Source organism: Brevibacillus sp. Leaf182, from assembly GCF_001423865.2.
GTDB classification, from domain to species: Bacteria; Bacillota; Bacilli; order Brevibacillales; family Brevibacillaceae; genus Brevibacillus; species Brevibacillus brevis_C.
The window spans coordinates 168350-192029 of the sequence record NZ_LMPN02000031.1 but is presented as its reverse complement, the minus strand read 5'-3'; the positions used below and the strand labels follow the sequence as shown (position 1 = coordinate 192029).

The following is a 23680-nucleotide window of genomic DNA, read 5'->3' as shown; positions in this document are numbered from 1 at the left end:
GGACTATTCTCCTACCTTTGTGCCGATTTCAATGCTGCTGCCCGCTCCACGCAAAAAGTCGAGTGCACTCATACGTTTTTTGCCTTCTGGCTGCAATTCGGTTATTTTCACTGCACCACTACCGCAAGCAACAACGATACCGTCTTCCTCGCGGGCGATGATCGTTCCCGGCTCTTTGCCTTCGCCTGACGCCGGCATTTTTTCTACCCACCATAGCTTCCAAATCTTGCCTTCGCATGTAGTAAATGCGACTGGCCATGGATTCAAGCCACGGACTTGGTTGTAAATCTGTTCCGCAGAACGGCTCCAGTCAATTTTTTCGTCTGTACGCTTGATATTCGGGGCAAAAGTCGCTGCCGAATGATCCTGTTGCTCTGCTACGAGCTCACCAGCCAACAGGGGCGGGACAGTAGCCATCAACAGCTCAGAGCCTGCCGCAGCCAATTTGTCATGCAAGGTCCCTACGGTATCACGCTCTTCAATCGGCACGACTACTTTAGACAGCATATCCCCTGCATCGAGAGCTTCCACCATGTACATGATGGTTACGCCTGTTTCCGCTTCTCCCTCAACAATCGATTTATGTATGGGGGCACCCCCGCGATATTTCGGCAAAAGAGAGGCGTGCACATTGATGCAGCCATATTTCGGTGCATCGAGCAGCTTTTTAGGCAAAATCTGCCCATACGCCGCGGTAATAATCAGATCAGGCTCGAGCGCCAACACTTCTTCAAGTGCTTCCTCTGCCTTGATTTTTTCCGGTTGCAATACCAAAAGTCCATGACGCAAAGCCGCCTCCTTCACGGGGGGCGGCGTTAATACTTGCTTGCGTCCAACGGGACGATCGGGTTGTGTTACGACTCCAATCACGTTGTAGCCTGCTTCGAGTACAGCCGTAAGACTCGATACAGCAAAGTCAGGCGTACCCATAAACAGGATGCGAGCATCTTTCAAATGGTTATTCCCCTTCCTGGTTCGGGTTTACTTTGTACACCTTGTCAGCTACATCGATAAAGAGGACCCCATTCAAATGATCGATCTCGTGTTGAGCGCAACGGGACAACAGGTCGTCTGCCTCCAGCTCAACCACATTCCCGTTACGATCATGACCGCGCAGCTTGATCCACTTGTGGCGACGAACGTCTCCTTGCAGACCAGGAATGCTCAGGCAGCCTTCTGGATAATCGAATTGCTCCCCTTCATGCTCAACGATTTCCGGATTGATCATTTCAATCAGTCCATCACCGCAATCCATCACGATGACACGCTTGGAGATGCCCACTTGTGGAGCAGCCAAGCCTACACCGTCTGCATCGTACATCGTATCTGCCATATCATCAAGCAGCTTGTGCAAGTTGGAATTAAATTTGCTTACGACCATTGCCTTTTCACGCAAAATCGGATCTGGATGTTTTACAATTGTGCGAATCGCCATGTGTTTCATATCCTCCCTAAAGCAGTACGTAAGGGTCGACGTCAATCGTCATCAATACTTTCTGCTGTTTGTTCCATTCTTCAAACGCAGCCGTCGCCTGAGCGAGCAGTTCTGACAGTTGCGGTTCATCACGATATTTTAGCATGATCTGAAAACGAAATCTATCCTTCACCCTTGCAATAGGCGAAGCAACTGGGCCCAAGAGGATCGTCGTCTGAGCCAAACGCTGCCGCAAATAGTCAGCCATTGTATGCGCACCGCGGATAACAACAGGGACATCCTCGTGGCTAAACGTAATTAATACGAGACGGAAATACGGCGGGTAGCCTGTTCGTCTGCGCTGCATCATTTCATCCTGATAAAATGCGGGATAATCATGCTTGGTCGCATGAACAATGCTATAGTGCTCGGGCGTATACGTCTGAATTACGACATCTCCGTCCAGCTCATGTCGTCCTGCGCGTCCGCCTACCTGCGTCAGGAGCTGAAATGTCTTTTCCGCTGCACGGAAGTCAGGCAGATGCAAGGACGTATCCGCTGCAATGATGCCCGCCAGCGTCACTCGTGGAAAATCAAGGCCCTTGGCAATCATCTGGGTACCGAGCAAAACGTCGCCTTGACCTGAGCGGAATTTGTTTAACAGCTCTTCGTGAGAGCCTTTACGCGAGGTCGTATCCACGTCCATTCGGATGACCCGGATTCCAGGGAAAAGCTTTGCCAGCTCTGCTTCCACTTTTTGCGTTCCTGTCCCAAAAAAACGTATATGCTCACTCTGACACTCTGGACAATGCTTGGGCTGAGCGATGGTGTATCCACAGTAATGGCAGCGCGCCGTATGATTCGTTTTATGATAAGTAAGCGAGATGTCGCAATGAATGCAGCGCATCGTATAGCCGCAGGAGCGGCACATGACAAAGGTAGAGAAGCCTCTTCGGTTAAGGAAAATGACCATTTGCTCTTCTTTTGCCAATCGATCTGCAATCATCTCATGCAGCTTCCGGCTGAACATCGAACGATTCTGGGCCTGAAGCTCCTCGCGCATATCCACGACATGCACCTCAGGCATCGGGCGATTCCCGACACGCTCCGGCATGCGCAACAACTCGTAGCGACCTCGGGTAGCTAGTGCATACGTCTCCAGGGCAGGAGTCGCGCTTCCCATGACAAGTACACCCTGATTCTCCTTCGCTCGCCACAAGGCTACTTCTCGCGCATGATAGCGAGGGGTCTCTTCTTGCTTGTACGAGCTCTCATGCTCCTCATCGATCACAATCAAACCAACATTCCGAAACGGAGCAAAGATGGCAGACCGTGCACCTACCACCACTTTGACCTGATTGCGGATGATTTTGCGCCACTCGTCATAACGCTCTCCTTGTGACAGGGCACTGTGCAAAACAGCTACGTCTGCACCAAAACGAGCTTTGAAGCGCTCCACCATTTGCGGAGTCAGTGAAATTTCCGGAACGAGAAAGATCGCCTCCCGCCCTTTTTCCAACGTGCGTTCAATCGCTTCGAGATACACTTCTGTCTTACCGCTTCCGGTAACACCGTGCAGCAAATAAGAAGCATAGGTTCCCGATTCAATCGATTGCAAAATAGGTGCCAGTACCGCTTCCTGTACCGGGGTAAAGACAGGCTTCTGCTTTTCCTGGAAACGCCGATTGGCGTACGGGTCCCTGTAAACCTCCACTTGCTCGATCGCGATCCAGCCTTTTGATTCCAGGCTTTTCAGCGGAGAGCGCGTAATTCCGTACTCATCCCGCAGCATTTGTACAGATAAGGACTGCCCCTTGTGCATGAGCATCAGTTGAAGGACACGGCGCATCTGCTCTGCCCGTGCTGGCAGAGAACCAATCGCTTCTTCCAGCTCACCCTCATCCAATAAGCTCCGGACAAATGACTGCTGCTTGCGGGTAATTCTGTCCCTTACTTGATACTCCGTAGCAAGCAGACCACTCTGTATCCAGCCCGGAACGAGCAAATACTCCTCCGCAAATTGTTTCTCCACTTCTGAGAGCGGAATTTGCCGTTTGCGAAACAATTCCCACAGAAGCCCCGATCTCCCGCATGCTTCTTCGTCCAATGCGTCTGTCGCCGTCAGCCACTTCTCCGACTTCCCTTTGAGCACAGCCGGAAGCATCGCCTGTACAGCGGTTACCCACGGACACAGGTATTGCTTGGACATCCATTCGCTCATCTTTAGCAGCTCTGGCGTTAGAGGAGGAGTGTCGTCTTGTACCTGCACGACATCTTTTAGTCGCGAACGATCTGGTATGGCTTCGTCGTCCTCTACGATCCCGATGACATAGCCTTGCAATTGACGAGGGCCAAATGGGACAACCACACGACTGCCGATGCGAATCAGCGGACGCAACCAAGGCGGAACATGGTAATCAAAAGGTCGATTCGTTCGATTGACCGGAACGTCCACGATAATTTGGGCAATCATGACAGGTTTCGAAGCGGTCTATGCTCTTGCACGGCAAGGACAGCATCAAACAGCTTGTCTGCCACAGCCCGCTTGCTCAATTTATCCAATGCCAGTTGCTCTCCGCCACGGGTTAGCAAGGTCACGATATTCGTATCGCTTCCCATACCTGCTCCCTCAAGCAATACATTATTGGCTACGATCATATCGAGATTTTTTCGCTCCAGCTTGGACTGGGCATGCTGTAACACATTTTGGGTCTCTGCTGCAAAGCCAACGACGAACTGCTTCGTTTTCCGCTCACCAATCGTCTTTAAAATATCGGGTGCTTTCTCCAGCGCAAGTTCGAGTGGACCATCACCCTTTTTCATCTTATGTTCTGCTACATGCTTCGGTCGATAATCGGAAACTGCTGCGGATTTGACGACGATGTCACAGTGCGGCAACTGCTCCATAACGGCATCAAACATTTCTTGTACCGATTCTACCGCGATGAATTCCACTCCATCAGGACGTGCCAAGGAAGTCGGCCCACTGATCAGCGTAACCTTCGCCCCTCTGTCTCGTGCCGCTTCCGCGATGGCGTAGCCCATTTTTCCTGAAGCATGATTGGTTATGTAACGCACTGGATCAATTTTTTCACGAGTCGGACCCGCTGTGATCAATACGTGCTTGTCCTGCAAATCTTTTTCACGGATCGTTTGTCTGGTCTCATCGGAAGCAAACCATTGACGCACAGCTTCGACGATTTCCTCGGGCTCCGCCAAACGTCCTTTGCCAATCCAGCCACATGCCAAAAGCCCGACACCTGGTTCAACAAACCGATAACCATAATCAGTAAGCTTATCCATATTTGCGATAACCGCAGGGTGATTGTACATATTGACGTTCATGGCAGGCGCGACCATGATAGGCGCTTTCGTAGCCAGTACTGTCGTCGTCAGCATATCATCCGCAATGCCATTCGCCATTTTGCCAATCACGTTGGCGGTTGCTGGCGCGATCAATACGAGATCAGCTCGATCAGCCAGTTCGATATGGCTTATCACATGGGGGTCTGGCTCCGTAAACGTATCTGTATAGACAGGCAGGTGAGACAAGGCCTGAAACGTCAAAGGCTGAATAAACTGTAAGGCGCCCTCTGTCAAAATGACATGCACCAACGCACCTGCCTGTGTCAGCTTGCTGGTCAGTGCAGCAGCCTTGTAAGCAGCGATGCCGCCAGATACTCCAAGAACAACTCGTTTTCCTGCAAGCGAATGCATCTGCACTCTCTCCTTTCTCCCCTATCCGAAATCCGAAAAAAACAACCTCGTGAGGTTGTTTTTAAAGGTGACTGCTTATTTGCGACCGTCCAAAAACTCGTGAACGAGCTCGTCGGAGATGAACTCTTCCAGTGCCAAACCTACAAACTTTTTGGATTTTGGTCTCACCACTTGAATTTCGCTGTTTTCGCGAAGCTGACGTGCACGCTTGGATGCTACTGTCACCAAGATGTACTTGCTCTCCGCTTTTTCGGTCAATTCGTCAATAGATGGATACAACATAATTTTATTCAACCTCCTGTAACCATTTGCGATATTTGTGAACCTGACGATCTTTTTTCAGATGTTCTGCTGTAATAATCGCTTGGATTCGATCGCAAGCCGATTCGATGACGTCATTGACGACTACATAATCGTAGTGGTCCATGAGCTCGATTTCAGCACGCGCCACTTCCATGCGCTTGCGAATGATCTCTTGTGATTCTGTCCCGCGACCCACGATCCGGTTTTCCAGTTCGTTTAAATCAGGCGGAGCCAGGAACAGGAATGTACCTTGCGGGAAGCGCTCTTTCACTTGAAGAGCACCCTGAACCTCGATCTCAAGAATGACATCGCGCCCCTCATTCAGCATATCGTCCACGAACTGACGAGGTGTTCCGTAGTAATTTCCTACGTATTCTGCCCATTCCAGAAGAGCATCTTCTTCAATCATCTGCTTGAACTCTTCCTGGCTTTTAAAAAAGTAATTAACTCCTTCTACCTCTCCAGGACGCGGCTGGCGTGTGGTAGCGGAAACAGAATACACCAGATCAGGCATCACTTCACGAAGTGCCTTGCATACTGTTCCTTTTCCCACACCAGCTGGTCCGGAAAGAACCAAAAGGAGACCACGATCAACCATACTCATTGTTTACACTCCTACTTTATTCGTCCGATTCGTCATCCTTCGTAGTCAAGCGCTGGGCCACTGTTTCTGGCTGTACCGCTGACAAAATCACGTGATCGCTGTCTGTAATAATGACTGCACGTGTACGTCTCCCATAGGTAGCGTCCACAAGCATGTTGCGATCGCGCGCTTCCTGGATGATCCGTTTGATAGGAGCGGACTCCGGACTTACAATTGAAATAATGCGGTTGGCATTGACGATGTTGCCAAAACCGATATTGATTAGCTTGATTGCCATGACGGCCCAGCCCATCCTTTCATGCTACTCGACATTCTGTATTTGCTCCCGCATCTTCTCCAGTTCTGTCTTGATCTCGACAGCCAGATGCTGAATGCGCAAATGATTCGCTTTGGAAGCAATCGTATTGGCTTCCCGATTCATTTCCTGGAGCAGAAAATCCAGTTTTCGACCAATTGCTTCTTCTTTGCCTAATTGAATGGCAAACTGTTGGCAATGACTATCTAAACGGGTCAACTCTTCACTAATATCACTTTTATCAGCGAAAAAGGCAACCTCTTGCGCTACACGAGCAGGGTCCAATTCAAAAGGTGTCAAACCGGCCCACTCACTTACGCGTTGCTCAAGTCGGCCCTTGTAATCTTCCCTACAAAGTGGGGCCAACTGGGAGATCTCCCGTGTCCATGTGTTGACGGCAGTCAGGCGACTGGTTAGATCAGCGTGCAACAGATTACCCTCGGTCTCTTTCATCGAAACGAGATCCATTGCTGCGCCCCTGACCAGGTCTTGGAGCCACTCTGCCAGCTCCTCCACATTGTCCTCTGACTCTTTGGTATGTATCACGCCAGGAAAGTGTAGCAGATCCTTGACGGTTAAAGGCGTCTCTAGCGAAAAACGCTGAGTCATCTCACGGGAAATGGAGACTAGCTGTTCAGCTACATCCCAGTCAATGTCCATAACCGTAGCAGAAGAATTTTTTCCTTCCACTGAGACAGTGACATCGACACGCCCTCTTCTGACATACTGTGCGACCAGCTTACGAATCGAATCCTCAAGTATATTCCATGCTTTGGGCAGACGCACGACAATCTCAGAAAAGCGGTGATTCACTGCACGAATCTCGACTGTTGCTCGAATGGAGCCTTTGCTATCTTCTTTTCTACCGTAACCAGTCATGCTTCGAATCACAAGTTTTCACTTCCATAGACGCAAAATCGTTAATTTATTATAGGAGACAACTCTTGGCAGTGTCAACCGAAGCAACCCCACCACGATAAGATTCCTCCTTGCTCTGACTTATGCTACACTGTGACTGGCAGCTCTCTATACTATTATTCTAGCCATTTTTTGATCTGAGGTGACTTTTGTGGCATTTGATGGCGTAGTAACCCGCTCCGTTGCACGGGAATTACATAAACTGGTAGGAGGACGCATCTCGAAAATCCACCAGCCCCACCATAGCGATATTGTTATGCAAATACGGACACAAGGAGAAACGGTAAGGTTCCTCCTGTCTGCAAACCCGACCTATCCCCGCTTGCACATTACAACAGAAGAATTCACGAATCCGCTGGAAGCTCCAATGTTTTGCATGCTGTTGCGCAAGCATTGCGAAGGTGGCGTAATTGAATCTGTCCAGCAAATCGGGATGGAGCGAATCATTCACATCGACGTACGCACCCGGGATGAGCTGGGTGACACGGCTGTTCGCCGAATTATTGTAGAGATCATGGGCAAGCACAGTAACATCATCCTCATCGATCCTGCAACCGGAATGATTTTGGACAGCGCCATGCACGTGACGCTTGCCATTAGCCAGTACAGACAAGTTACGCCTGGCAGACCTTACGTCTCTCCTCCGAGCCAAGATAAGCGCGACCCTCTCACTGTAACCGAGCAAGCGTTCATTTCTTCCCTCGACTGGAACGGCGGTCGTTTGGACAAGCAAATCGTAGATGGCTATACCGGGATCAGTCCCTTATTGGCAAAAGAAATTTTGCACAGAGCAGGCCTCGCGAATCGCGAAACACTGTGGGCTGCCTTTTCACAAGTGATGAAGGCAATCAGCGCTCATGAGTATGTGCCATCCATTGTAGAGGCAAATGGCAAAACGTATTTTCACGTCGTTGAGCTGACTCATCTCTCAAACGGGGTTAGCACCCCCTATCCTTCCGTCCAAGAATGTTTGCAGGCATTTTACGAAGGAAAGGCGCTCCGTGATACTGTCAAGCAGCGTGCGCACGATTTAATTCGTTTTGTCACCGCTGAGCGCAATAAAAATGAAAAGAAAATCGAGAAGCTCGAGCAAACACTGCAAGATGCGCATGAAGCAGATCAGTTTCGCCTGTACGGTGAATTGATCACCGCCAATATGCACCACATGAAGCGAGGGGATCGCGAGCTCGTCACTGTCAATTGGTACGACGAAGCGGGAGGTACCATCACGATTCCGCTCGATCCGTTGAAGACCCCCTCGGAAAATTTGCAGTCGTATTACAAGCGGTATAACAAGGCAAAAAACAGTCTTTCTATCGTGAGTGAGCAGATTGAGCAAGCGAAGACAGAACTCTTGTATTTGGACGGCGTATTGGTTCAACTGGAGCATGCTACCTTAAAAGATGCCGAAGAAATTCGCGAGGAGCTCGTAGAGCAAGGCTACATGCGAGACCGTAAAAAACGCGGTCCGCGCAAGAAAAAAGACACCCGACCAGAGCTGGATGCGTACCTTTCTTCGGACGGCATTGAAATTTTGGTCGGCAAAAACAATAAACAAAATGAATACTTGACCAACAAGCTCGCATCTTCACAAGAAACTTGGCTACACACCAAGGATATCCCTGGGTCCCATGTCGTCATTCGCGCTCGGGAATTTTCGGATGAGACGTTGCTCGAAGCAGCGAATCTGGCGGCTTATTTCAGTCGCGCCAAAGAAGGAAGTCAAATTCCCGTAGATTACACGCTCGTCAAGCATGTAAAAAAACCGAGCGGAGCCAAGCCTGGCTATGTGATCTACGAGCAGCAACGAACGCTGTATGTGACCCCAGATGAAGCTCTGATCCGCCGTCTAAAATCAAACACCTCTTCTACGAATAGCGCGACTACCTAAGTTCATACTAAGGGCATGAAAGGTGGTGTTCGCTCTTTGAACATCGTTCTCAAGCTCTTGTTTAACGGAATCATTGCCATTCCAGGGCTTTGGTGGTCAGGGACGTCCCTAATGTTTGCAGTGCTCGCAAGCGTGATTGTCAGTCTACTGGGTTATGTACTTGATTTGACAATCCTCCCACGTACGAACAATACGTTTGCGAGCTCCGCTGATTTCTTGTTCGTGTATGCCTCCTTGTGGCTTGGCTGTTACTTGTTTGGTCAGACCATATCCTTATCTGGTTTGTTGTTGACGGCATTTGCCATTACGGTGGTCGAATACTTTTTCCATGGTTACCTGCAACGGCACGGTGTCCACCATTCCAAGCATCCGGGCTGAAGCATCATTTCTATTTTGGAAGGAGGATCAGGATGAACGTCATTGGCATCATCCAGACCGATCTTAACGAATTCAACGTGCTGTTTGAACAGCAAGGCGGACAAGGCGGAAACGGACAAGGACAGCAATCACAAAACAGCGGACAAAACAACCAGCAAGACCAAGACAGCGACTCGATGTTTCTCAGCTTTCTTGATGAGCAACCCAGTTCCAATGAACACAGCGGGCAAGGGAACAGCCAAGGTGGACAACAGCAAAATGGCGGCGGCGGCCCGCAAGAACTGACCGTTCGCATTAAAGGAATTCCTGAGGGGCAAAAAGCAAACTTCCTGCAAATGTATCAAATTCTTCAAGACGCCCAAGACTCCCAAACACTTGAAAAGGACCTGACTATTGTTGATCACGGAGATCAAGACCAGGGCTCCCAAAAACAAGGGCAGGGTCACGGCTCGGGCAAACAAAACAAAACCACACATTGATCTCGGTACAAAAACAAAAACCACCTGGAAGCAGATTCCAAGTGGTTTTTTGTGCTATCGGCAATTCATTGCATTCATAAACGGCCAAGTCCCCGCTCTGCCGTTGACCTCATGTTTCTATAACCTGCGCTCACACAGGTGGGCGACCCTTCTGCACTTCAGCCTTCCCATGCATCCAAAAAGGAGGTGGGCCTGACATCCATCACAGTTTCCGTCTCCCAAAAAACACGTATAAGGTTAGAAACATTTACGGCCTATCGTACATCGCAGGATCTTGATATCCCTACTTTATCACAGAATGGTCCTTAGCTCAACGGATAAAGTTGCCTTTGGACTTTTCTAACTAATCAAACCCAAGAATAGTTCCATTCCAATTTCGCCAACCTAGAGAGGAAAACGAACGAAGGGAAGGAATAACATGCAATTTCGAACAAACATGCTGACAACCTGCTTACTTGCCATGGGCTTGACTGCTGTATCATTCCCCACCATCATTCCATCCGCAGCAGCTAGCACAAATTCTCATCCGGTTAGCGAGGACAAGGGTCGATACGAGAATGAATCATTTCGGAATATTGCGATCACCAAAACAGGCGAAGGGCAATATACGATTAAAGGTGAAGCACGCGTGAACGAAGCTAACGTACGATTCGTCGTGACGGACGGAGACAAGACATTGGCAAATAGCTTTGTGACAGCTAGCATGGGCGCTCCTGACTGGGGGAGCTTTTCCATCGATCTCAAGCTGGACCCGAGCGCAAAATCACCTGTGCTCTCTTTGTTCGAGGAAAGTGCAGCGATAGGACAGCGCATTCATGAGCTAAACATCCCACTGCCAAAATAAATCATCGCTACGTCCGCTTTAGCTTTGCTTGAACAAGCGTCTGAAATTCAGGACGTGCGATCAGGGACGGCTGCTGTTGCTTTTCCCAGGCCAGTGCATATTCTAGGCCGTTTGCCTGGCAGCGTCCCAACCCCTCTTTTGTTACAGCATACGCTTGCTTCGGCAGGCGACGTACCGCAGCAACCAATTTTTCAACCTCACTTTCGACTTGACTGGCTTCTACCGCTCGATAGATCAAGCCGATTTCCTCCGCTTTTTTCCCTGTAATCCTTTCTCCTAACAACGCGAGACGCTTCGCCCACGCCGTACCAACAAGTCTTGGCATAAGGTATGTCCCGCCAAAATCCGTTGTCAGACCGATCTGGACAAAAGGCTCCTGCAAAAGGGCATCTTCCGTGGCAATGACAAAATCAGCATGCAACGCAAGATTGAGTCCCGCTCCAACGGCTACACCCTCGATGACTGCAATCACGGGCTTTGGCATTTGATGCAAGTTGGTGATGAAATCATTAATGATCGTCAATGATTGATCAGCGTCACTCTTATCCGTCAGCGCAGTTAACACGCCCAAATCAGCACCGGAGCAAAAGTTCCCCCCCGCTCCCCGCAAAATAAGCACATCGACGTCCTCATCTGCTGAAGCTTTTGCGATCGCGTCCTGCAAAAGAGAAAACATTTCAACTGTCATCGCATTGAGGACCTGTGGCCTGTTGAGTGTAATCGTGCAGATTCCACCAGCTTTTGTTACGAGCAATTGCGTATGATGATCCTGTTCCATCATTTTTCTCACCCTTTCCTATGAAGAAGCGGCAGGAATAACCCCCTGCCTTTGCAGCCTGCTCAAATCCTCCTCGGTGAGGTTCAGCTTGCGTTTGAGCAGCTCGTACGTGTAATCGGTGTGCCACGGGGGTGACAATCGCTCCGCCCTGTATCGATGCGCGAAGCTCTCCTCTTGTTCGGGCGACTTCTTTTCCAAATAAGGAAGTGTATACGCGATCTCCCTGTTCGCAACGTATGGATTGTCTGCCCAGTTTTCCCAATCTTCAACGGCGGTCAGACAGCAATCTACTTCACTACCCAGCTCACTCCACTCTGCTTGGGTTCTGGACAGAAACAGTGCTTTCATATCTTCAAACAACTCTGGATGCCGAGCAACACTAGCTCGATGACATAGCTCCCAGTCTGCTCTTCCTACCGCGCGGCAAAAATTAAGCCAGAACTTCTCTTCCAACGCAGCAAGGGCGACATACTGGCCGTCTGCTGTCTCATAGACCTGATACGCCAGCAAACTCCCTCTACCGGTCGCCCGTCCAATCGAGGAGCTGTATGACATAAACAGTGCATGCAGGCCTGTCCAGGAACTAAACAAGTCAGCCGACGAAACATCCAAATAAGCTCCTCGTCCTGTCCGTGCACGTTGCACAAGCGCCGCGCATATTTGTTCACTGGCATACAACCCGAGCACATAATCAGATAGCGGAATATCTGCAACGACAGGCTTGCCTTCCAGATCACGAATCAGCGAGAGAAATCCGCTTACTGCCTGGACATTCAAGTCATGCCCCCCTATTTGGTATAGCTCGCCGCTTTGGCCATAGCCCGTCACGGAGCAATAAATGACCGCAGGGTGCACCTCCCACAGGCGATCGTAATCAAGTCCCAAATGTCGCATCACACCTGGTCGATAGCTTTCCACCACAACATCAGCCTGTCTGGCCAGAGCAAACGCGAGCGCTTTTCCCTCATTCGTCCGCAAATTCAAGGAAATGCTTTTATGATTGCGATGTGAACGCAGGTAAAACGCTCCCGTCTCTCTAGCTTCAGGATGAGAAGGCCCGGTTAACGGTGAGTGAGCTTTGTCGTGAAACGGTTCCACCTCGATGACCTCCGCCCCCAAATCAGCAAGGCGCATCGTACAAATCGGACCTGGAAGATGGCGAGAAAAATCAACTATCGTCACTCCCGTCAACATGATTTGACTCCCCCTTCACCGACTACACTCTCTTGTAATTCGAGATGAACGACTGTTCACCCTCTTTTTTAATAGAAAATTCAAACAAATACAAAAAGCCGTCCCAAGTGGAACGACTTTCCAAGAACGGCTATTTAATAAACCGGAGAGTGAGCGGGTAACGGAATTCTTTTCCCTCATTTGCTTTCACCGCAGCGATAATAACGAAGATTGCCCAAAAAATAAAGAGGGCCCCCAATAATAGAACGCCGATAAAAATGATGATCAACAAACTTGAAATGGCGGCATAAATCGTCACCGAGATACTAAAATTCAGCGCCTCTTTTCCATGCTGATAAAAAAAGGCTCCCTCTTCACGCTTGATCAACCATACGATTAAAGGTCCTAGTACATTGCCGAACGGAACGATAAAACCAAGGAAGGCAGATAGATGCACGATCATCGCCCACATTCGTTCCTCTTTCCCATTCAGGAATTGCATATCCATACCTCCATTAATCCTTTTCCTCTATTGTACGACAAATTGCGCAAAACTTGCGAAAAAACGAAAAAAGCGCCTCTACGGCGCCTTTCTCTATTAATACTTGCTCTCGTGACTTCCACCGTACCCGCCACCGTACCCGCCACCATAAGAGGAGCCGTAACCATCGAAACCGCCGTAACCGCCGCCGAAGTGGTCAAAGCCACCAAAGTGACCGTGTCCACAACTACGACCGTATGGTTTACAATGGGTTTTGTAGTGTGGCTTGTAGAAGCAATGCTTTCTGTACACTTTCTTTTCGCAGCATTTAAAGCATCTGCGACGAGATCTTCTGCATCCGCAACTCATTAACCTCACTCCTTCCTGTTCGTTACATCTACAAGGTATGTAGGTGAAGGCATATCGGCATGGACATCAGTCTATACACTAGTCAAAATCAGCGAATGTCTCGTAGGCTATTGAGGAGTAAGAGTGGTCAATCGCTGATTGGACCGCGCTTTTTCTGACCATCTGCCTCAAAAATAACGAATCCTGTCGGCAATCAGCCAGCCCTTCTGGGTGGAGACGCAAAGGTAGCATGTATCCAAAAGGAATTAAAAGGGAAAGCATGAAGCAAGTGTACCGGGTCATACTAATTCAGATGACAATTCCTTAGGAAGAAGGTGCCTTCGTGGGAGAACACAGCCGTTTTCGTGAAGGAGAAAAGTCTCCGAAAAATGCCGTATACATGGAGATTGGTGAGTCCGGTGCAAGTGTGCAGGACCCGATGATCATCGAGCTTTCCAGAGGGGAAAAGTTCCCCGCTACACGAAATAAAAATCGCGTATGGACACAAAAGTAAGGAATGAAAAAACCAACCTGGCACCATGCACAAGGTTGGTTCTCTTTTTTACTAATTGTCGTCGTCTTCGTCGTCTTCTTCGTCTTCGTCTTCTTCGTCTTCGTCTTCTTCATCGCCGCTCAAGTAAATAATGGTGACACCCAAGCTCTCCAATAACGAAAGGACTTCTTTGTTCAACTCCTGATCCATGAGCAATCCCAGGCTTTCCACGAGCTCGAGCTCTTCCAGTTCTCCCTGTTCAGCATCCTCGATCAGTTCTATGATTTCGGTCATTCGCTTTTTTTCCAATACGGCTACGAGTTCATCTCTTGTCATAAATGGTTTTACACCTCATTTTCTACTCTCTATGCTTTATAATAGTACATAATCGAACCATTGAAAACCAAGCAGTGAGGTGAAGATCACCATGTATCCGCAACCGTATCTGGATTATTTGATTCAGTTTCATGTAGAACGCGATTATTTTGAGTGTCATGAGATTCTCGAGGAGTATTGGAAAAGCGCTCCTCCACATGAACGACAGCCAGTGTGGGTTGGCTTGATTCAAATCTCCGTCGCTCTTTATCATCAGAGACGCGGGAATCAGTCAGGTGCAATCAAAATGCTCACAAGCGCCATATCCCTTGTCAAAAAGCATCATCTAGACATCCAAAAGCTTGGGTTGGATAGTGACAGTCTGGCGAGCCTGCTTGAAGAGCGCCTGACGGAAATACAAAATGGTCAGCCCTATCGAAGCCTGTCCTTGCCCATGACAGATGCTTTGAAACAGGCGTATCAAGAGGCTTGTACGATGCAAAATCACCCTGAACATCGGGATAGTAATATGCATGACGCCTACTTGCTGAATAAGCATACCTTGAGGGATCGAAGCGACGTTTTGGCAGAACGCCAGCACCAGTTGCAAATGCGCGAAGCACGTCGTAACAACGAGTCGAACTAATCTGCGTACTGCTGCAAATAACTGGCTGGGACAGCATCGCTCAAACAATAGTGCTCACCCACTCGGTAAAAGCAACTGCCAGCTTCACGGGCCTCCTTTGCATTCACAGTGACGAGGCGCAATGTGTCTGTTGGCATTCCAATATGCTCCGGCCTCTCCGCAAGCTGCACATACTCACTGGCAATCGGCAACAGACCGCCAGTGAGTACCTGTTTCAATAACTTTCGATGTGTCCCGTAATACAGAACGTCAGGTGGTACGATCTCGATGAGCCTGTTTTTGGCAATGGAAGGCAAAAAGCCGTAGGTAACTCGAATGAGTGCTCCACCGTCCCAATCAATACTCCGCTCCGGATCGAATTCCACGACTTGATGTAGATCTTGCCTGGTTATGTACGCACACCCTTTTAGCGTATGAAGGTAGTCCAGCAACGGCTCAACCGGGGTATAACCATACGTGTCATAATAGAGTTGAAATGCTTCACTGTTTTGCCGAAGTATACTGAGCAATCGCTTGCGAAGTCTCGTTTCTTCATGAATCGCCAGCATCAGTTTCGCCCTCCTATCCGGTCAATAAATCCAGAGAACCACAGCTAGTGCGAGACCCAAATCCGCGAACAGATGACTCATCCAGTTTGGATAAATCGAAGGAAACATTCCTTTCATCCATCCCCAAATCAACCCTGCACCAAAAACCATCGTTGTAATGAGCAAGCCGTTTCGAAAACCAAATAGGATCGTAGAGATAATCAGGTGATACAAGGAATAAAAAAAGCTGGAAAGAAAAATGGACATCAAGCGGGACAAGGATGCGCGCAACCGCTGCAATACGAAGCCTCGCCAGAACAACTCTTCCAATAGTGAGTTAATGAAAATGAGGTAGAAGGAAAAAACCCAAATCCAGCGGCGTTCAATTCCCCATGCTTCCATACCAGTTCGAACGGCTTCAGGTCTTCCCGGTTCTTGCAGGAGCAACCAAAGCCCAGCCAGCACTCCTGTCAACATAAGCACGCCAAATGCCAGTCCGTATAAAGTACCCTGCCATTCAAAACTTCCCCACGCTAAACGCCAGTGCTTTCGCAAATCTCCTTCCCACCATCCGTGAATGGCGGGGATACAGATGCAAACGAGCACATGAAAAGTAAAGAACGTGACAATGACGCTATGCTTTTCCACCAGTCCGTAAAAGATCGTGAGTGTCGCAGCAAATCCATACACAATCAACAATAGCATCGTTCGTTTTCGCGCCATTTACGAATAGCTCCTTTTGGGCGTAATGGCCGCAGTATTGCGTTAGTTTGTCCGTTATATATGCGAAGAATACCCACAAAGACAATAAATATACAAGCGTTTGCATGAATGCTATACTAGAGAAATCGCTTTTTATCAACTGAATGGATCTGTTCAAATTTTTACCTATCTAACGAATGTTTGGAGTGGCTCTCATGTTATGGCGTAATCGTACCTTTCTGCTTTTAATGAGCGGAGAGATCGTCGCGGGAGCGGGCATGTGGATTTCGATTATTGCCAATCTTTCGTTCATGCAGAAACTCGTTCCTTCTGATACGGTGAAGGGCTTGATTCTGATGTGTGGATTGGTGGTCAGCATCCTCCTCGCCCCTAAAGCGGGTGTGGTAATCGACATGTACGACAAAGGCAGGATCATGCTATTTGCTAGCCTGGTCCGAACACTCAGCCCAGTCTTCATGTTCCCAGCTCTTGCAAACGATTCTCTTCTGTGGATGATTGTATCTTTGATCGTGATGCAATGCTCTGCTGCGTTTTATTTTCCAACCGTACAGGCTTCCTTGCCAGCCATCCTTTCCCAAGACGAGTTACTCAAGGCGAACAGCGCATATTTAAATATCTCAACTCTCTCGCGCATTGGAGGAACGGCAATCGGTGGAATACTCGTTGCGTCCATGGACTTGTCCATGCTGTATGTGTGCTCCATCATCGCGTACGCTGTACTCGCTGTCGTCACGCTCTTTCTCCGCATTCCACCAGTCACTTCTCGGAAGATTCAGGAAAAAGTGGAGTTTCGCGAAGTACTGACGATCTCGCGCCAGGACCCAGCCTTGTTTGTCGGATTGATTAATAACGGGTTGATCACCTTGTTCCTCGGCGGTGTGAACCTGATGATCTTGAACTTTAGCGAGCTGCAACAGGAACCGCAGCTCATGGGATGGATCTATGCAGCAGAAGGAATTAGCATTTTGATTGGGGGGCTCTTGGCAAAACGTTGGATAGGCCGCAGAAACCTCGTGGCAGCGTCCACCGTCATGCTCTTTTTCTTCGCGCTGTCCCAGTTCGGCATGTCATTCGCCGATAACAAATTCATGGTACTAGCTTCCTTCTCGGTGTTCGGATTTGTCGTTGCTTTCTTCTTCCCAGTCACGGCAACGATTTTCCAGAAGCGCCTGCCTCCACACCAGCAAGGGCGATTCTTTTCTTTCAAAAGCATGCTGGATCGTGGATTCTTCTTGTTGGCTCTCGCGATTACAGGAGTTGGGCTGGACCTTCTCGGCATTAGCGGTTACCTCCTCTTCATCGGCTCGGTGACATTGCTCTTTGGCTTGTTGACTTTCTTCTACAGTAAAAAGCATAAGCTGGATGTGCGGTCCCACGATGAAGCAGCTGCCTAGTATTAGAAACGTACCATGACAAACGCTTTCCCATAGACCATACTTTGGTGTACACTAGTGGAAGTATGTTGAACACTTATGGAGGCGTTTTTCCATGCAGATCCTTTCCTCTCCCATTTTGGGAATCCTGCTGCCTCTCGTGATGGCTATTGCAGTGATCATTGTGAGAATGCGTCGGCAAAAAAAGCCGGCTTCTGCAAAAAGTATTATTTTGCCACCCTTCTTTATGGCGACAGGGTTTGCGATGTTCTTGTTCCCAGAGGCGCAATTACCGCCCAAGTTTGATATTGCTGCCTTTGTGGTTGGGCTTATCTTTTCGATTCCGCTGATTATGACGTCACGCTTCGAAATCATTGGGCAAGATGTGTATTTGAAACGGTCCCGCGCGTTTTTCTTTATTTTGTCCGGTCTGTTGGTCATCCGGCTGATTATTAAACTGCTGATCAATGATAGCTTTACACCGATTCAAACGGGTGGACTGTTCTTCTTGCTCGCATTCGGTATGCTCGTACCTTGGCGTATCGCGATGCTGGTGATGTACCGGAATTTAACCAAAAAGACGTTTGGTACCTAATAGAAAACCACCTCCATTGCGAGGTGGTTTCTTTCATTTTCGGTTCCGCGGATCAAAACTCTACATAAAACGGATGCTCTTCTTCTCGCAAACACAGCTCAATGCGTTGCCGGAAGTTTTTCCAGGTGACCATCTCCAGAGCTTTCTCTACCGGAAAAAAGCCTGCCTCCAAGCATTCCGGGGTCGTTATCAATTCTCCACCCACCGGCTTGGCTAAAAATAACGCATTGCAGAGGCTTTTCCTAACATTTTGAAAAATACCGCAAAACTTCGTCACTTCAATCTCCAAGCCGCATTCTTCCTTTGTTTCTCGAATGGCTGCCTGTGCAAGAGATTCGCCCTCCTCTACTTGGCCACCAGGCATTTCCCAGCCTCTACGCGGACCCTTGATCAATAAAATCTCCTGACGCTCATTGATGATAATCGCTGCTGCGGACACAATATGTCGGGGTGATCCCATATGTATGCCTCCATTTCTTCTAAACGACTATTCCAGCGTTGTTAGACTGAGTCTTTACTCAATACTATATTCCCCTTTGGTAACAAGATATAATTGATCATAAAACTTTAAGTTAACTTTAAGTCAAGGGGTGAAGTCATGACTGGAGTTAGCATTGGGCAACTCGCTTCAAGGGCAGAGGTAAACGTATTGACGAACGGGCAACGCCGGTATGAGAAGATAGAAAATACGGGTTCGTGTTAGGAAGGGGAAGTACAAGAAGTGATTTCAAGAGAGCAATTAGAAAAGAATCAAGTATGGCTCTATGCTTTCGTACTAATGATTGCCGCTGGAACTGGTTTGTTGTGGCCAGAATCCAGTGAAAACTTAGATCGTATGATTTCGTTCATACTTGCCATCTTACTGTACGGAATGTTTACTCAAATACCGTTTTTTCGTTTACAAGAGGCACTAGCGAATCGAAAGTTCATCTATGCGCTACTTGTTACGAATTACATAGCTGTACCTATTCTGGTTTGGGGGTTAACTCGGTTTCTTCCAACCGATCCGGCAATATTATTAGGTGTACTTCTTGTTTTGCTTACGCCCTGCATTGACTATGTTATTGTCTTTACACATCTTGGTCGAGGGAACGAAAAACTTGTTTTGGTTTCAACCCCTGTACTCTTTGTCACCCAAATGCTTTTATTGCCTATTTATCTGGCGCTTTTTATGGGCAAGACATCGGCAGAAATTGTGAGTGTCGGGCCGTTTCTCGAAGCATTTTTCGGCCTTATTATTGTTCCACTGGGACTTGCTCTCCTTACTCAATGGTGGTCAAGACGCAAACCACACGGAGAACGTTTTCTTGATGCGACAGCATGGCTTCCCGTGCCTTTTATGGCACTAACCCTCTTTATTGTTGTTGCATCCCAAATCTCTAAACTATATACCTCTTTTCATTTTATTAGCCAAGTGATTCCCGTCTATGTAGCATATATGGCCATTACACCATTGATTGCACGTATCGTTTCTCGTATATTCCGCTTAGATACCGGAGCGGGGCGGGCTCTTATCTTTAGCGCAGGAACCCGTAACTCTCTTGTCGTTCTTCCTTTTGCACTGGCGCTACCTGAACCTCTAAACGGGGTAGTTTCTGCTGTAATCGTAACGCAAACAATTGTAGAACTTATTGGGGAACTCTTATATATTCGTCTTGTTCCAAATGTACTTTTACGAGAGACGAACGGAACTGCTGAAAACAAAAATGAATAGGCTTGGTAGATAATGAAACGATCTACATGACGGGCGGTGTCAACTTCGTTGGTACCGCCTCCCCCTCTTCCAAACAACTATTTCAGCGCTGCTAGAAAGTAAGATCCTCCACCAATCTTATACTCGCTATTCTTGCTCGCTCCTGTCAGCCTCACAAAAAACGGTCTCTGCCCACGATTTTTCCATGCAGTCTGCGCCAATCCCTCCTCAGTCGGTTGGCAAAGCACTACATTTCCACCCGGAAGCTCAAATGCCTGACAGATGGCCCCCAGTTCTTTATCGTGGAATTTTTCGCTCTTCTTCCATCCAAACCATCTTTGCCAACGTGCTGTTGCTTCTTCCAGATCCTTTACTGCATAGCCTACTGATTGGAGATGTGCTGCACCGTTCGGATGTGCGCCAATGATGCCACGATTTGTTAAATCTTCTATTCTTTCTTCATCTGTTTGCGACCATTCAATGAGAAATGGTGGTAGAAGAGCACTATCTGCATCTTCGAGAAACAACATCCGCCACCGAAGGGTCGTGCCATCATCACGCGTACGACTTCCCGCAACAGGTCCAGTCACCTGTAGACCTTGGCTTCGCAGGCGCTCTGCCCACGCATCCATCTCGCTGGTCCGAAGCGCAATCTGACCAAAGCCTTCTCCCTTTGCTTCGTCCTCGATGCATTGACGCACGAGCGGATTCTCTGATTGTCGAGCAAGCTCCTGGTGTTCAACCGCCAAAAATTCAACATAGGAAAGCCCGAAATAACTAAGGCTATTCCATGTCCCCCAAGACGCATGACGCCCTCCGGCTACCGCATGAAAACCCGCTTGGCAAAATTGTTCCGCTGCTTCCTGAGGAGTCCGATGTACAAAATGAACCAAATGATCAAAAGTTAATCGCACCTTTTTTCGCCTCTTTTCGTATTACTTATAGAATATCAAAATTCATTTATGTAAGGATAGAAAGACAAGGGGGAAAAATGAACGAGACCAGATCAAGCCGGGTAAAGGCTCGGCGCAAGCACTCACGTAGAAAATGGGTACGTGCTGGGAAGAGCACGCTCCTTTTTAGCGTGTTGGCCATCTTCGTCGTCGGAACCTACTACCTATTCCAAACTGCCATGGATAGAGAACATACCAACCCGAACACGCAGCCTGCTCCTGACAATACCGTGAACCAAAAGACTTCAGTGCAGCTCACCTTTGTCGGTGACATCATGATGTCAGGAAATGTAGAGAAAACGTTACTCGCAAACAGCTATGACTACCCATACAAGCATGTAAGCTCGCTCTTTTTACAAGATGATATCACGATTGCCAATTTGGAGACACCGATCACCGAAACAGGTGTTGCTGCACAGAACAAGGCGTATGTCTACAAGTCGTCGCCACTTGCTGTTCCTGCCATGAAAAACGCTGGGATTGATGTGGTGAATCTCGCCAATAATCACTCCATGGACCAAGGAGTTCCGGGATTGCTGGATACCTTTGACGCTTTGGACAAAAACCGGATTGCATACGTCGGCGCCGGAAAGGATGCCAGCCGTGCCTATTCTCCTGTATTGATAGAAAAGAACGGCATCAAGATCGCGATTCTCGGCTTCAGCAGGGTCATTCCCGAAACGAGCTGGTATGCAGGGAATTCCCAGGCAGGTATGGCCGCTTCCTATGATCCTACGCTAGCAGTGAAAGCGATCCAAGATGCGAACAACCAAGCAGATCTCGTCGTGGTGATTGCACACTGGGGCAAGGAACGCTCCGATTATCCTGTCGATCATCAAAAAGAGTTGTCTCGTGCCTACATCGATGCTGGTGCAGATTTGATTGTTGGCGGTCATCCTCATGTCCTTCAAGGCTTTGAACGATACAACGACAAATGGATTGCGTACAGTCTCGGCAATTTCATTTTCACACGATCAAACGAACCCAAGACTTGGGAAACGATGGTTCTGCAAGCAAGCTGTACGAAAAGTGGTGATTGTGAGCTGACGATGCTTCCGTTTCACGCAGAATTGGGACAAGCTGTACCCATGAATGAAAGCAACGGCGCTGCCCTGCTAAAACGGATTGAATCCATTTCTGTGAGTGTTGACATCCAAAGCGACGGGCGTGTACAGCCGCGTGCAAAAGCGGTGGAGACTGCCCCCTGACAAAAGAAGCCGTGTTTCTAGCTAACCAGAAATACGGCTCTTCTTGTGATTCCTTTTTCTTACGCAGATTCGATAATCGGGAAGCAGCGCACTTCTAAGCCAAAATCATTTTTCAATAGGGACTCGTGCTCTTCACTGATTCCTGTCACGATCAAACCTGCGCGCAAGACGCCTCCCAAGTCGAATTGGACCTTTAGTTTATGCACGTTGACTCCTGCCTGCTGAAGGAAATGCAAGACACGGTCTGGCGTAGCAGTATGACATGAGCCCTCCATATAACACAGGACGTGTTCTTCCGAGTCCACCGTGACACCAGCTTTGGCAGCCGTTTTTTCTTTCCAGGTAGGATGCGGTGTGAATGGCTGTGTCAATAAATAGGCCAAATCCTCGACGACAGCACTCGCTGTAGGGAGCTCTCCTGCCCCTCTTCCTGTAAACAACAAGTCTCCCACGATGTTGCCGGATAGCTGTACAGCATTAAACGCGTCGTGGATTTGCGCCAACGGATGGCTCAGCGGAAGCATGGTTGGTTCAACAGATAGGCGAATTCCTTTCTCAGCTTGATAGGCCTGCGCGATCAGCTTGATCCGGTATCCCAGCTCGCTCGCAATCCGAATGTGACCTGCTGACAAATCTGCAATTCCTTTGCGAACAACATCTGCTAAAGGCAGTGATTCTCCGTAAACAAGCTGTGCCAAGATATACAACTTGTACATGGCATCAAAGCCTTCTACATCCGAACGAGGGTCTGCTTCCGCATAGCCCAGCTCCTGCGCTTGCTTGAGCACCTCCTGGTAAGAGAGCTGCTCTGCCTCCATTTTCGTCAAAATGAAGTTCGTTGTTCCGTTGAGAATACCGCGAACACCTTGAATATCGTTCGTGCGCAGGAACTGCCGGAGCACGCTCAAGATCGGGATGCCCCCTGCCACACTCGCTTCATAGGCAAGATGCACTTGATGCTGATTGGCCAAATCGACTAGCTCTGTTCCTTTTTTCGCCAGAAGTTCTTTGTTGGCAGTTACTACATGGCATCCCTTTTCGATGAAAGCACGGACGTAGTCATAGGTAGGTTCTACACCGCCCATGACCTCCACCACGATATCCACATCGCTGTTCAATACATCCTCAAAGTCTGTTGTCAGTAAAGTCGGGTCGATAGGAACCGCCCGCTCTTTTTCCGAGTCACGCACCAATGCCTTGACGATCTCAATTCGTTTACCCAGACGAGAAGCCAGCTTCTCCTGTTGCGAACGGATTGTTTTGATTACGCCTCCACCCACTGTCCCCAATCCCAATAATCCCACGCGTACCACTTCTGCACTCATCCTGACCACCCCATACCCCGAATTTTAGATAAAAAGAAAAGCCATCTTCGATAAGAAGAAGGCTTGTTAGCAGCTACTGCTCCTCCTCCTTATCTACCAGGACGTATATGTCCTGCAGGAATTGGCACCTTGTCACAAAATATGCGTGACGGTTGCCGGGCTTCATCGGGCCAGTCCCTCCACCTCTCTGGATAAAGAAAATATGA

At 48.6% G+C, this 23680-nt stretch carries 28 protein-coding genes, 1 other RNA gene and 1 riboswitch; of the genes, 10 read left to right on the top strand and 19 right to left on the bottom strand.

The window, feature by feature from the left end; translation table 11 throughout:
- Positions 1-3 precede the first annotated feature (3 nt).
- From fmt to ASG16_RS22355, 8 genes are all read right to left on the bottom strand, one after another.
- A complete protein-coding gene (fmt, locus tag ASG16_RS22390) occupies positions 4-954 on the bottom strand; it encodes a methionyl-tRNA formyltransferase (protein ID WP_056486263.1) in 951 nt (316 codons plus the stop codon).
- 4 nt (positions 955-958) lie between these two features.
- On the bottom strand, positions 959-1435 hold the full coding sequence (def, locus tag ASG16_RS22385; protein ID WP_056486260.1) for a peptide deformylase: 477 nt from the start codon (positions 1433-1435) through the stop codon (positions 959-961).
- 16 nt (positions 1436-1451) lie between these two features.
- Positions 1452-3887: a primosomal protein N' gene (priA, locus tag ASG16_RS22380; protein ID WP_056486257.1), complete on the bottom strand. Its 2436-nt coding sequence runs from the start codon at positions 3885-3887 to the stop codon at positions 1452-1454.
- Positions 3884-5131 (bottom strand): bifunctional phosphopantothenoylcysteine decarboxylase/phosphopantothenate--cysteine ligase CoaBC, encoded by a 1248-nt coding sequence (gene coaBC / locus ASG16_RS22375; RefSeq protein ID WP_056486254.1) that lies wholly within the window; start codon positions 5129-5131, stop codon positions 3884-3886. The genes priA and coaBC overlap by 4 nt, the downstream gene beginning before the upstream one ends.
- Positions 5132-5206: 75 nt before the next feature.
- On the bottom strand, positions 5207-5413 hold the full coding sequence (rpoZ, locus tag ASG16_RS22370; protein ID WP_016742004.1) for a DNA-directed RNA polymerase subunit omega: 207 nt from the start codon (positions 5411-5413) through the stop codon (positions 5207-5209).
- Between the two features lie 4 nt (positions 5414-5417).
- The gene (gene gmk, locus ASG16_RS22365) at positions 5418-6038 is read right to left on the bottom strand and encodes a guanylate kinase (RefSeq protein WP_047068199.1); all 621 of its coding nucleotides are present in this window, start codon (positions 6036-6038) and stop codon (positions 5418-5420) included.
- A 16-nt stretch (positions 6039-6054) separates the two neighbouring features.
- On the bottom strand, positions 6055-6315 hold the full coding sequence (remA, locus tag ASG16_RS22360; RefSeq protein ID WP_015891999.1) for an extracellular matrix/biofilm regulator RemA: 261 nt from the start codon (positions 6313-6315) through the stop codon (positions 6055-6057).
- A 24-nt stretch (positions 6316-6339) separates the two neighbouring features.
- Positions 6340-7224, bottom strand: coding sequence for a YicC/YloC family endoribonuclease (locus ASG16_RS22355; protein WP_056486252.1), 885 nt, complete (start codon positions 7222-7224; stop codon positions 6340-6342).
- A 178-nt stretch (positions 7225-7402) separates the two neighbouring features.
- Between ASG16_RS22355 and ASG16_RS22350 the strand changes: the two genes are divergently transcribed.
- Genes ASG16_RS22350 through ASG16_RS22340 form a run of 3 tightly spaced genes read left to right on the top strand, consistent with a single transcriptional unit; the run spans position 7403 to position 9999 of the window.
- Positions 7403-9142 carry an Rqc2 family fibronectin-binding protein gene (locus tag ASG16_RS22350; protein WP_056486250.1) on the top strand — a complete coding sequence of 580 codons (1740 nt, stop codon included), beginning with the start codon at positions 7403-7405 and terminating at the stop codon, positions 9140-9142.
- A gap of 36 nt (positions 9143-9178) precedes the next feature.
- Positions 9179-9520, top strand: a complete 342-nt coding sequence (locus ASG16_RS22345; protein WP_047068205.1) for a DUF2512 family protein — start codon at positions 9179-9181, stop codon at positions 9518-9520.
- Positions 9521-9552: 32 nt separating this feature from the next.
- Positions 9553-9999: a hypothetical protein gene (locus ASG16_RS22340; protein ID WP_048033663.1), complete on the top strand. Its 447-nt coding sequence runs from the start codon at positions 9553-9555 to the stop codon at positions 9997-9999.
- 85 nt (positions 10000-10084) lie between these two features.
- Here ASG16_RS22340 and ssrS read toward each other — a convergent pair.
- A non-coding RNA gene (gene ssrS / locus ASG16_RS22335) (6S RNA) lies at positions 10085-10275 on the bottom strand.
- A gap of 142 nt (positions 10276-10417) precedes the next feature.
- On the opposite strand from ssrS, the gene ASG16_RS22330 reads away from it, so the two are divergent.
- Positions 10418-10843 carry a Gmad2 immunoglobulin-like domain-containing protein gene (locus ASG16_RS22330; protein WP_056486247.1) on the top strand — a complete coding sequence of 142 codons (426 nt, stop codon included), beginning with the start codon at positions 10418-10420 and terminating at the stop codon, positions 10841-10843.
- A gap of 7 nt (positions 10844-10850) precedes the next feature.
- Here the strand turns inward: ASG16_RS22330 and ASG16_RS22325 are convergent, their stop codons facing one another.
- From ASG16_RS22325 to ASG16_RS31005, 4 genes are all read right to left on the bottom strand, one after another.
- Complete coding sequence (locus ASG16_RS22325) at positions 10851-11621, bottom strand: enoyl-CoA hydratase/isomerase family protein (protein ID WP_056486665.1); 771 nt, start codon at positions 11619-11621, stop codon at positions 10851-10853.
- Positions 11622-11639: 18 nt separating this feature from the next.
- Positions 11640-12815, bottom strand: coding sequence for a CaiB/BaiF CoA transferase family protein (locus ASG16_RS22320; RefSeq protein WP_056486244.1), 1176 nt, complete (start codon positions 12813-12815; stop codon positions 11640-11642).
- A gap of 130 nt (positions 12816-12945) precedes the next feature.
- Positions 12946-13296 carry a DUF4870 domain-containing protein gene (locus tag ASG16_RS22315; RefSeq protein WP_007728403.1) on the bottom strand — a complete coding sequence of 117 codons (351 nt, stop codon included), beginning with the start codon at positions 13294-13296 and terminating at the stop codon, positions 12946-12948.
- Positions 13297-13392: 96 nt separating this feature from the next.
- Positions 13393-13644 carry a hypothetical protein gene (locus ASG16_RS31005; protein WP_198674255.1) on the bottom strand — a complete coding sequence of 84 codons (252 nt, stop codon included), beginning with the start codon at positions 13642-13644 and terminating at the stop codon, positions 13393-13395.
- 322 nt (positions 13645-13966) lie between these two features.
- Here ASG16_RS31005 and ASG16_RS22305 point away from each other — a divergent pair, with 322 nt between their 5' ends.
- Positions 13967-14137: a YjzC family protein gene (locus ASG16_RS22305; protein WP_007728413.1), complete on the top strand. Its 171-nt coding sequence runs from the start codon at positions 13967-13969 to the stop codon at positions 14135-14137.
- 51 nt (positions 14138-14188) lie between these two features.
- On the opposite strand, the gene ASG16_RS22300 is transcribed toward ASG16_RS22305, so the two are convergent.
- A complete protein-coding gene (locus ASG16_RS22300) occupies positions 14189-14452 on the bottom strand; it encodes a hypothetical protein (RefSeq protein ID WP_056486241.1) in 264 nt (87 codons plus the stop codon).
- Positions 14453-14543: 91 nt separating this feature from the next.
- Between ASG16_RS22300 and ASG16_RS22295 the strand changes: the two genes are divergently transcribed.
- Complete coding sequence (locus tag ASG16_RS22295; RefSeq protein WP_056486238.1) at positions 14544-15077, top strand: DUF309 domain-containing protein; 534 nt, start codon at positions 14544-14546, stop codon at positions 15075-15077.
- Here the strand turns inward: ASG16_RS22295 and ASG16_RS22290 are convergent.
- Both ASG16_RS22290 and ASG16_RS22285 read right to left on the bottom strand, forming a co-directional pair.
- Complete coding sequence (locus tag ASG16_RS22290; RefSeq protein ID WP_056486235.1) at positions 15074-15625, bottom strand: RNA 2'-phosphotransferase; 552 nt, start codon at positions 15623-15625, stop codon at positions 15074-15076. The two genes, ASG16_RS22295 and ASG16_RS22290, sit on opposite strands and share 4 nt — an antisense overlap.
- A gap of 21 nt (positions 15626-15646) precedes the next feature.
- Positions 15647-16327 (bottom strand): CPBP family intramembrane glutamic endopeptidase, encoded by a 681-nt coding sequence (locus ASG16_RS22285; RefSeq protein WP_056486232.1) that lies wholly within the window; start codon positions 16325-16327, stop codon positions 15647-15649.
- Between the two features lie 194 nt (positions 16328-16521).
- Here ASG16_RS22285 and ASG16_RS22280 point away from each other — a divergent pair, with 194 nt between their 5' ends.
- Together ASG16_RS22280 and ASG16_RS22275 are read left to right on the top strand one after the other, a co-directional pair.
- Positions 16522-17721, top strand: a complete 1200-nt coding sequence (locus tag ASG16_RS22280; RefSeq protein ID WP_056486228.1) for an MFS transporter — start codon at positions 16522-16524, stop codon at positions 17719-17721.
- 94 nt (positions 17722-17815) lie between these two features.
- Complete coding sequence (locus ASG16_RS22275; protein ID WP_048033670.1) at positions 17816-18295, top strand: CcdC family protein; 480 nt, start codon at positions 17816-17818, stop codon at positions 18293-18295.
- Positions 18296-18347: 52 nt separating this feature from the next.
- On the opposite strand, the gene ASG16_RS22270 is transcribed toward ASG16_RS22275, so the two are convergent.
- Positions 18348-18755: an NUDIX hydrolase gene (locus ASG16_RS22270; RefSeq protein WP_056486227.1), complete on the bottom strand. Its 408-nt coding sequence runs from the start codon at positions 18753-18755 to the stop codon at positions 18348-18350.
- A gap of 261 nt (positions 18756-19016) precedes the next feature.
- On the opposite strand from ASG16_RS22270, the gene ASG16_RS22265 reads away from it, so the two are divergent.
- Positions 19017-20009, top strand: a complete 993-nt coding sequence (locus ASG16_RS22265; protein ID WP_056486223.1) for an arsenic resistance protein — start codon at positions 19017-19019, stop codon at positions 20007-20009.
- 77 nt (positions 20010-20086) lie between these two features.
- On the opposite strand, the gene ASG16_RS22260 is transcribed toward ASG16_RS22265, so the two are convergent.
- Positions 20087-20902, bottom strand: coding sequence for a VOC family protein (locus tag ASG16_RS22260; protein WP_056486219.1), 816 nt, complete (start codon positions 20900-20902; stop codon positions 20087-20089).
- Positions 20903-20979: 77 nt separating this feature from the next.
- On the opposite strand from ASG16_RS22260, the gene ASG16_RS22255 reads away from it, so the two are divergent.
- On the top strand, positions 20980-22149 hold the full coding sequence (locus ASG16_RS22255; protein ID WP_056486217.1) for a CapA family protein: 1170 nt from the start codon (positions 20980-20982) through the stop codon (positions 22147-22149).
- Between the two features lie 59 nt (positions 22150-22208).
- On the opposite strand, the gene ASG16_RS22250 is transcribed toward ASG16_RS22255, so the two are convergent.
- Positions 22209-23474, bottom strand: a complete 1266-nt coding sequence (locus tag ASG16_RS22250; protein ID WP_056486214.1) for a homoserine dehydrogenase family protein — start codon at positions 23472-23474, stop codon at positions 22209-22211.
- A gap of 86 nt (positions 23475-23560) precedes the next feature.
- A riboswitch (SAM riboswitch) is annotated at positions 23561-23672 on the bottom strand.
- Positions 23673-23680: the final 8 nt, after the last annotated feature.

Excerpts from the sequence above, each read along its gene's own strand:
- ASG16_RS22340 (WP_048033663.1), top strand. The coding sequence starts at position 9,553 with ATGAACGTCATTGGCATCATCCAGACCGATCTTAACGAATTCAACGTG.
- ASG16_RS22290 (WP_056486235.1), bottom strand. The coding sequence starts at position 15,625 with ATGCTGGCGATTCATGAAGAAACGAGACTTCGCAAGCGATTGCTCAGT.
- gmk (WP_047068199.1), bottom strand. The coding sequence starts at position 6,038 with ATGAGTATGGTTGATCGTGGTCTCCTTTTGGTTCTTTCCGGACCAGCT.
- ASG16_RS22270 (WP_056486227.1), bottom strand. The coding sequence starts at position 18,755 with ATGGGATCACCCCGACATATTGTGTCCGCAGCAGCGATTATCATCAAT.
- ASG16_RS22255 (WP_056486217.1), top strand. The coding sequence starts at position 20,980 with ATGAACGAGACCAGATCAAGCCGGGTAAAGGCTCGGCGCAAGCACTCA.
- ASG16_RS22320 (WP_056486244.1), bottom strand. The coding sequence starts at position 12,815 with ATGTTGACGGGAGTGACGATAGTTGATTTTTCTCGCCATCTTCCAGGT.
- ASG16_RS22285 (WP_056486232.1), bottom strand. The coding sequence starts at position 16,327 with ATGGCGCGAAAACGAACGATGCTATTGTTGATTGTGTATGGATTTGCT.
- remA (WP_015891999.1), bottom strand. The coding sequence starts at position 6,315 with ATGGCAATCAAGCTAATCAATATCGGTTTTGGCAACATCGTCAATGCC.
- ASG16_RS22250 (WP_056486214.1), bottom strand. The coding sequence starts at position 23,474 with ATGAGTGCAGAAGTGGTACGCGTGGGATTATTGGGATTGGGGACAGTG.
- ASG16_RS22280 (WP_056486228.1), top strand. The coding sequence starts at position 16,522 with ATGTTATGGCGTAATCGTACCTTTCTGCTTTTAATGAGCGGAGAGATC.
- ASG16_RS22295 (WP_056486238.1), top strand. The coding sequence starts at position 14,544 with ATGTATCCGCAACCGTATCTGGATTATTTGATTCAGTTTCATGTAGAA.
- priA (WP_056486257.1), bottom strand. The coding sequence starts at position 3,887 with ATGATTGCCCAAATTATCGTGGACGTTCCGGTCAATCGAACGAATCGA.
- ASG16_RS22325 (WP_056486665.1), bottom strand. The coding sequence starts at position 11,621 with ATGGAACAGGATCATCATACGCAATTGCTCGTAACAAAAGCTGGTGGA.
- coaBC (WP_056486254.1), bottom strand. The coding sequence starts at position 5,131 with ATGCATTCGCTTGCAGGAAAACGAGTTGTTCTTGGAGTATCTGGCGGC.
- rpoZ (WP_016742004.1), bottom strand. The coding sequence starts at position 5,413 with ATGTTGTATCCATCTATTGACGAATTGACCGAAAAAGCGGAGAGCAAG.
- ASG16_RS22300 (WP_056486241.1), bottom strand. The coding sequence starts at position 14,452 with ATGACAAGAGATGAACTCGTAGCCGTATTGGAAAAAAAGCGAATGACC.
- ASG16_RS31005 (WP_198674255.1), bottom strand. The coding sequence starts at position 13,644 with ATGAGTTGCGGATGCAGAAGATCTCGTCGCAGATGCTTTAAATGCTGC.
- ASG16_RS22330 (WP_056486247.1), top strand. The coding sequence starts at position 10,418 with ATGCAATTTCGAACAAACATGCTGACAACCTGCTTACTTGCCATGGGC.
- ASG16_RS22315 (WP_007728403.1), bottom strand. The coding sequence starts at position 13,296 with ATGCAATTCCTGAATGGGAAAGAGGAACGAATGTGGGCGATGATCGTG.
- ASG16_RS22275 (WP_048033670.1), top strand. The coding sequence starts at position 17,816 with ATGCAGATCCTTTCCTCTCCCATTTTGGGAATCCTGCTGCCTCTCGTG.
- def (WP_056486260.1), bottom strand. The coding sequence starts at position 1,435 with ATGGCGATTCGCACAATTGTAAAACATCCAGATCCGATTTTGCGTGAA.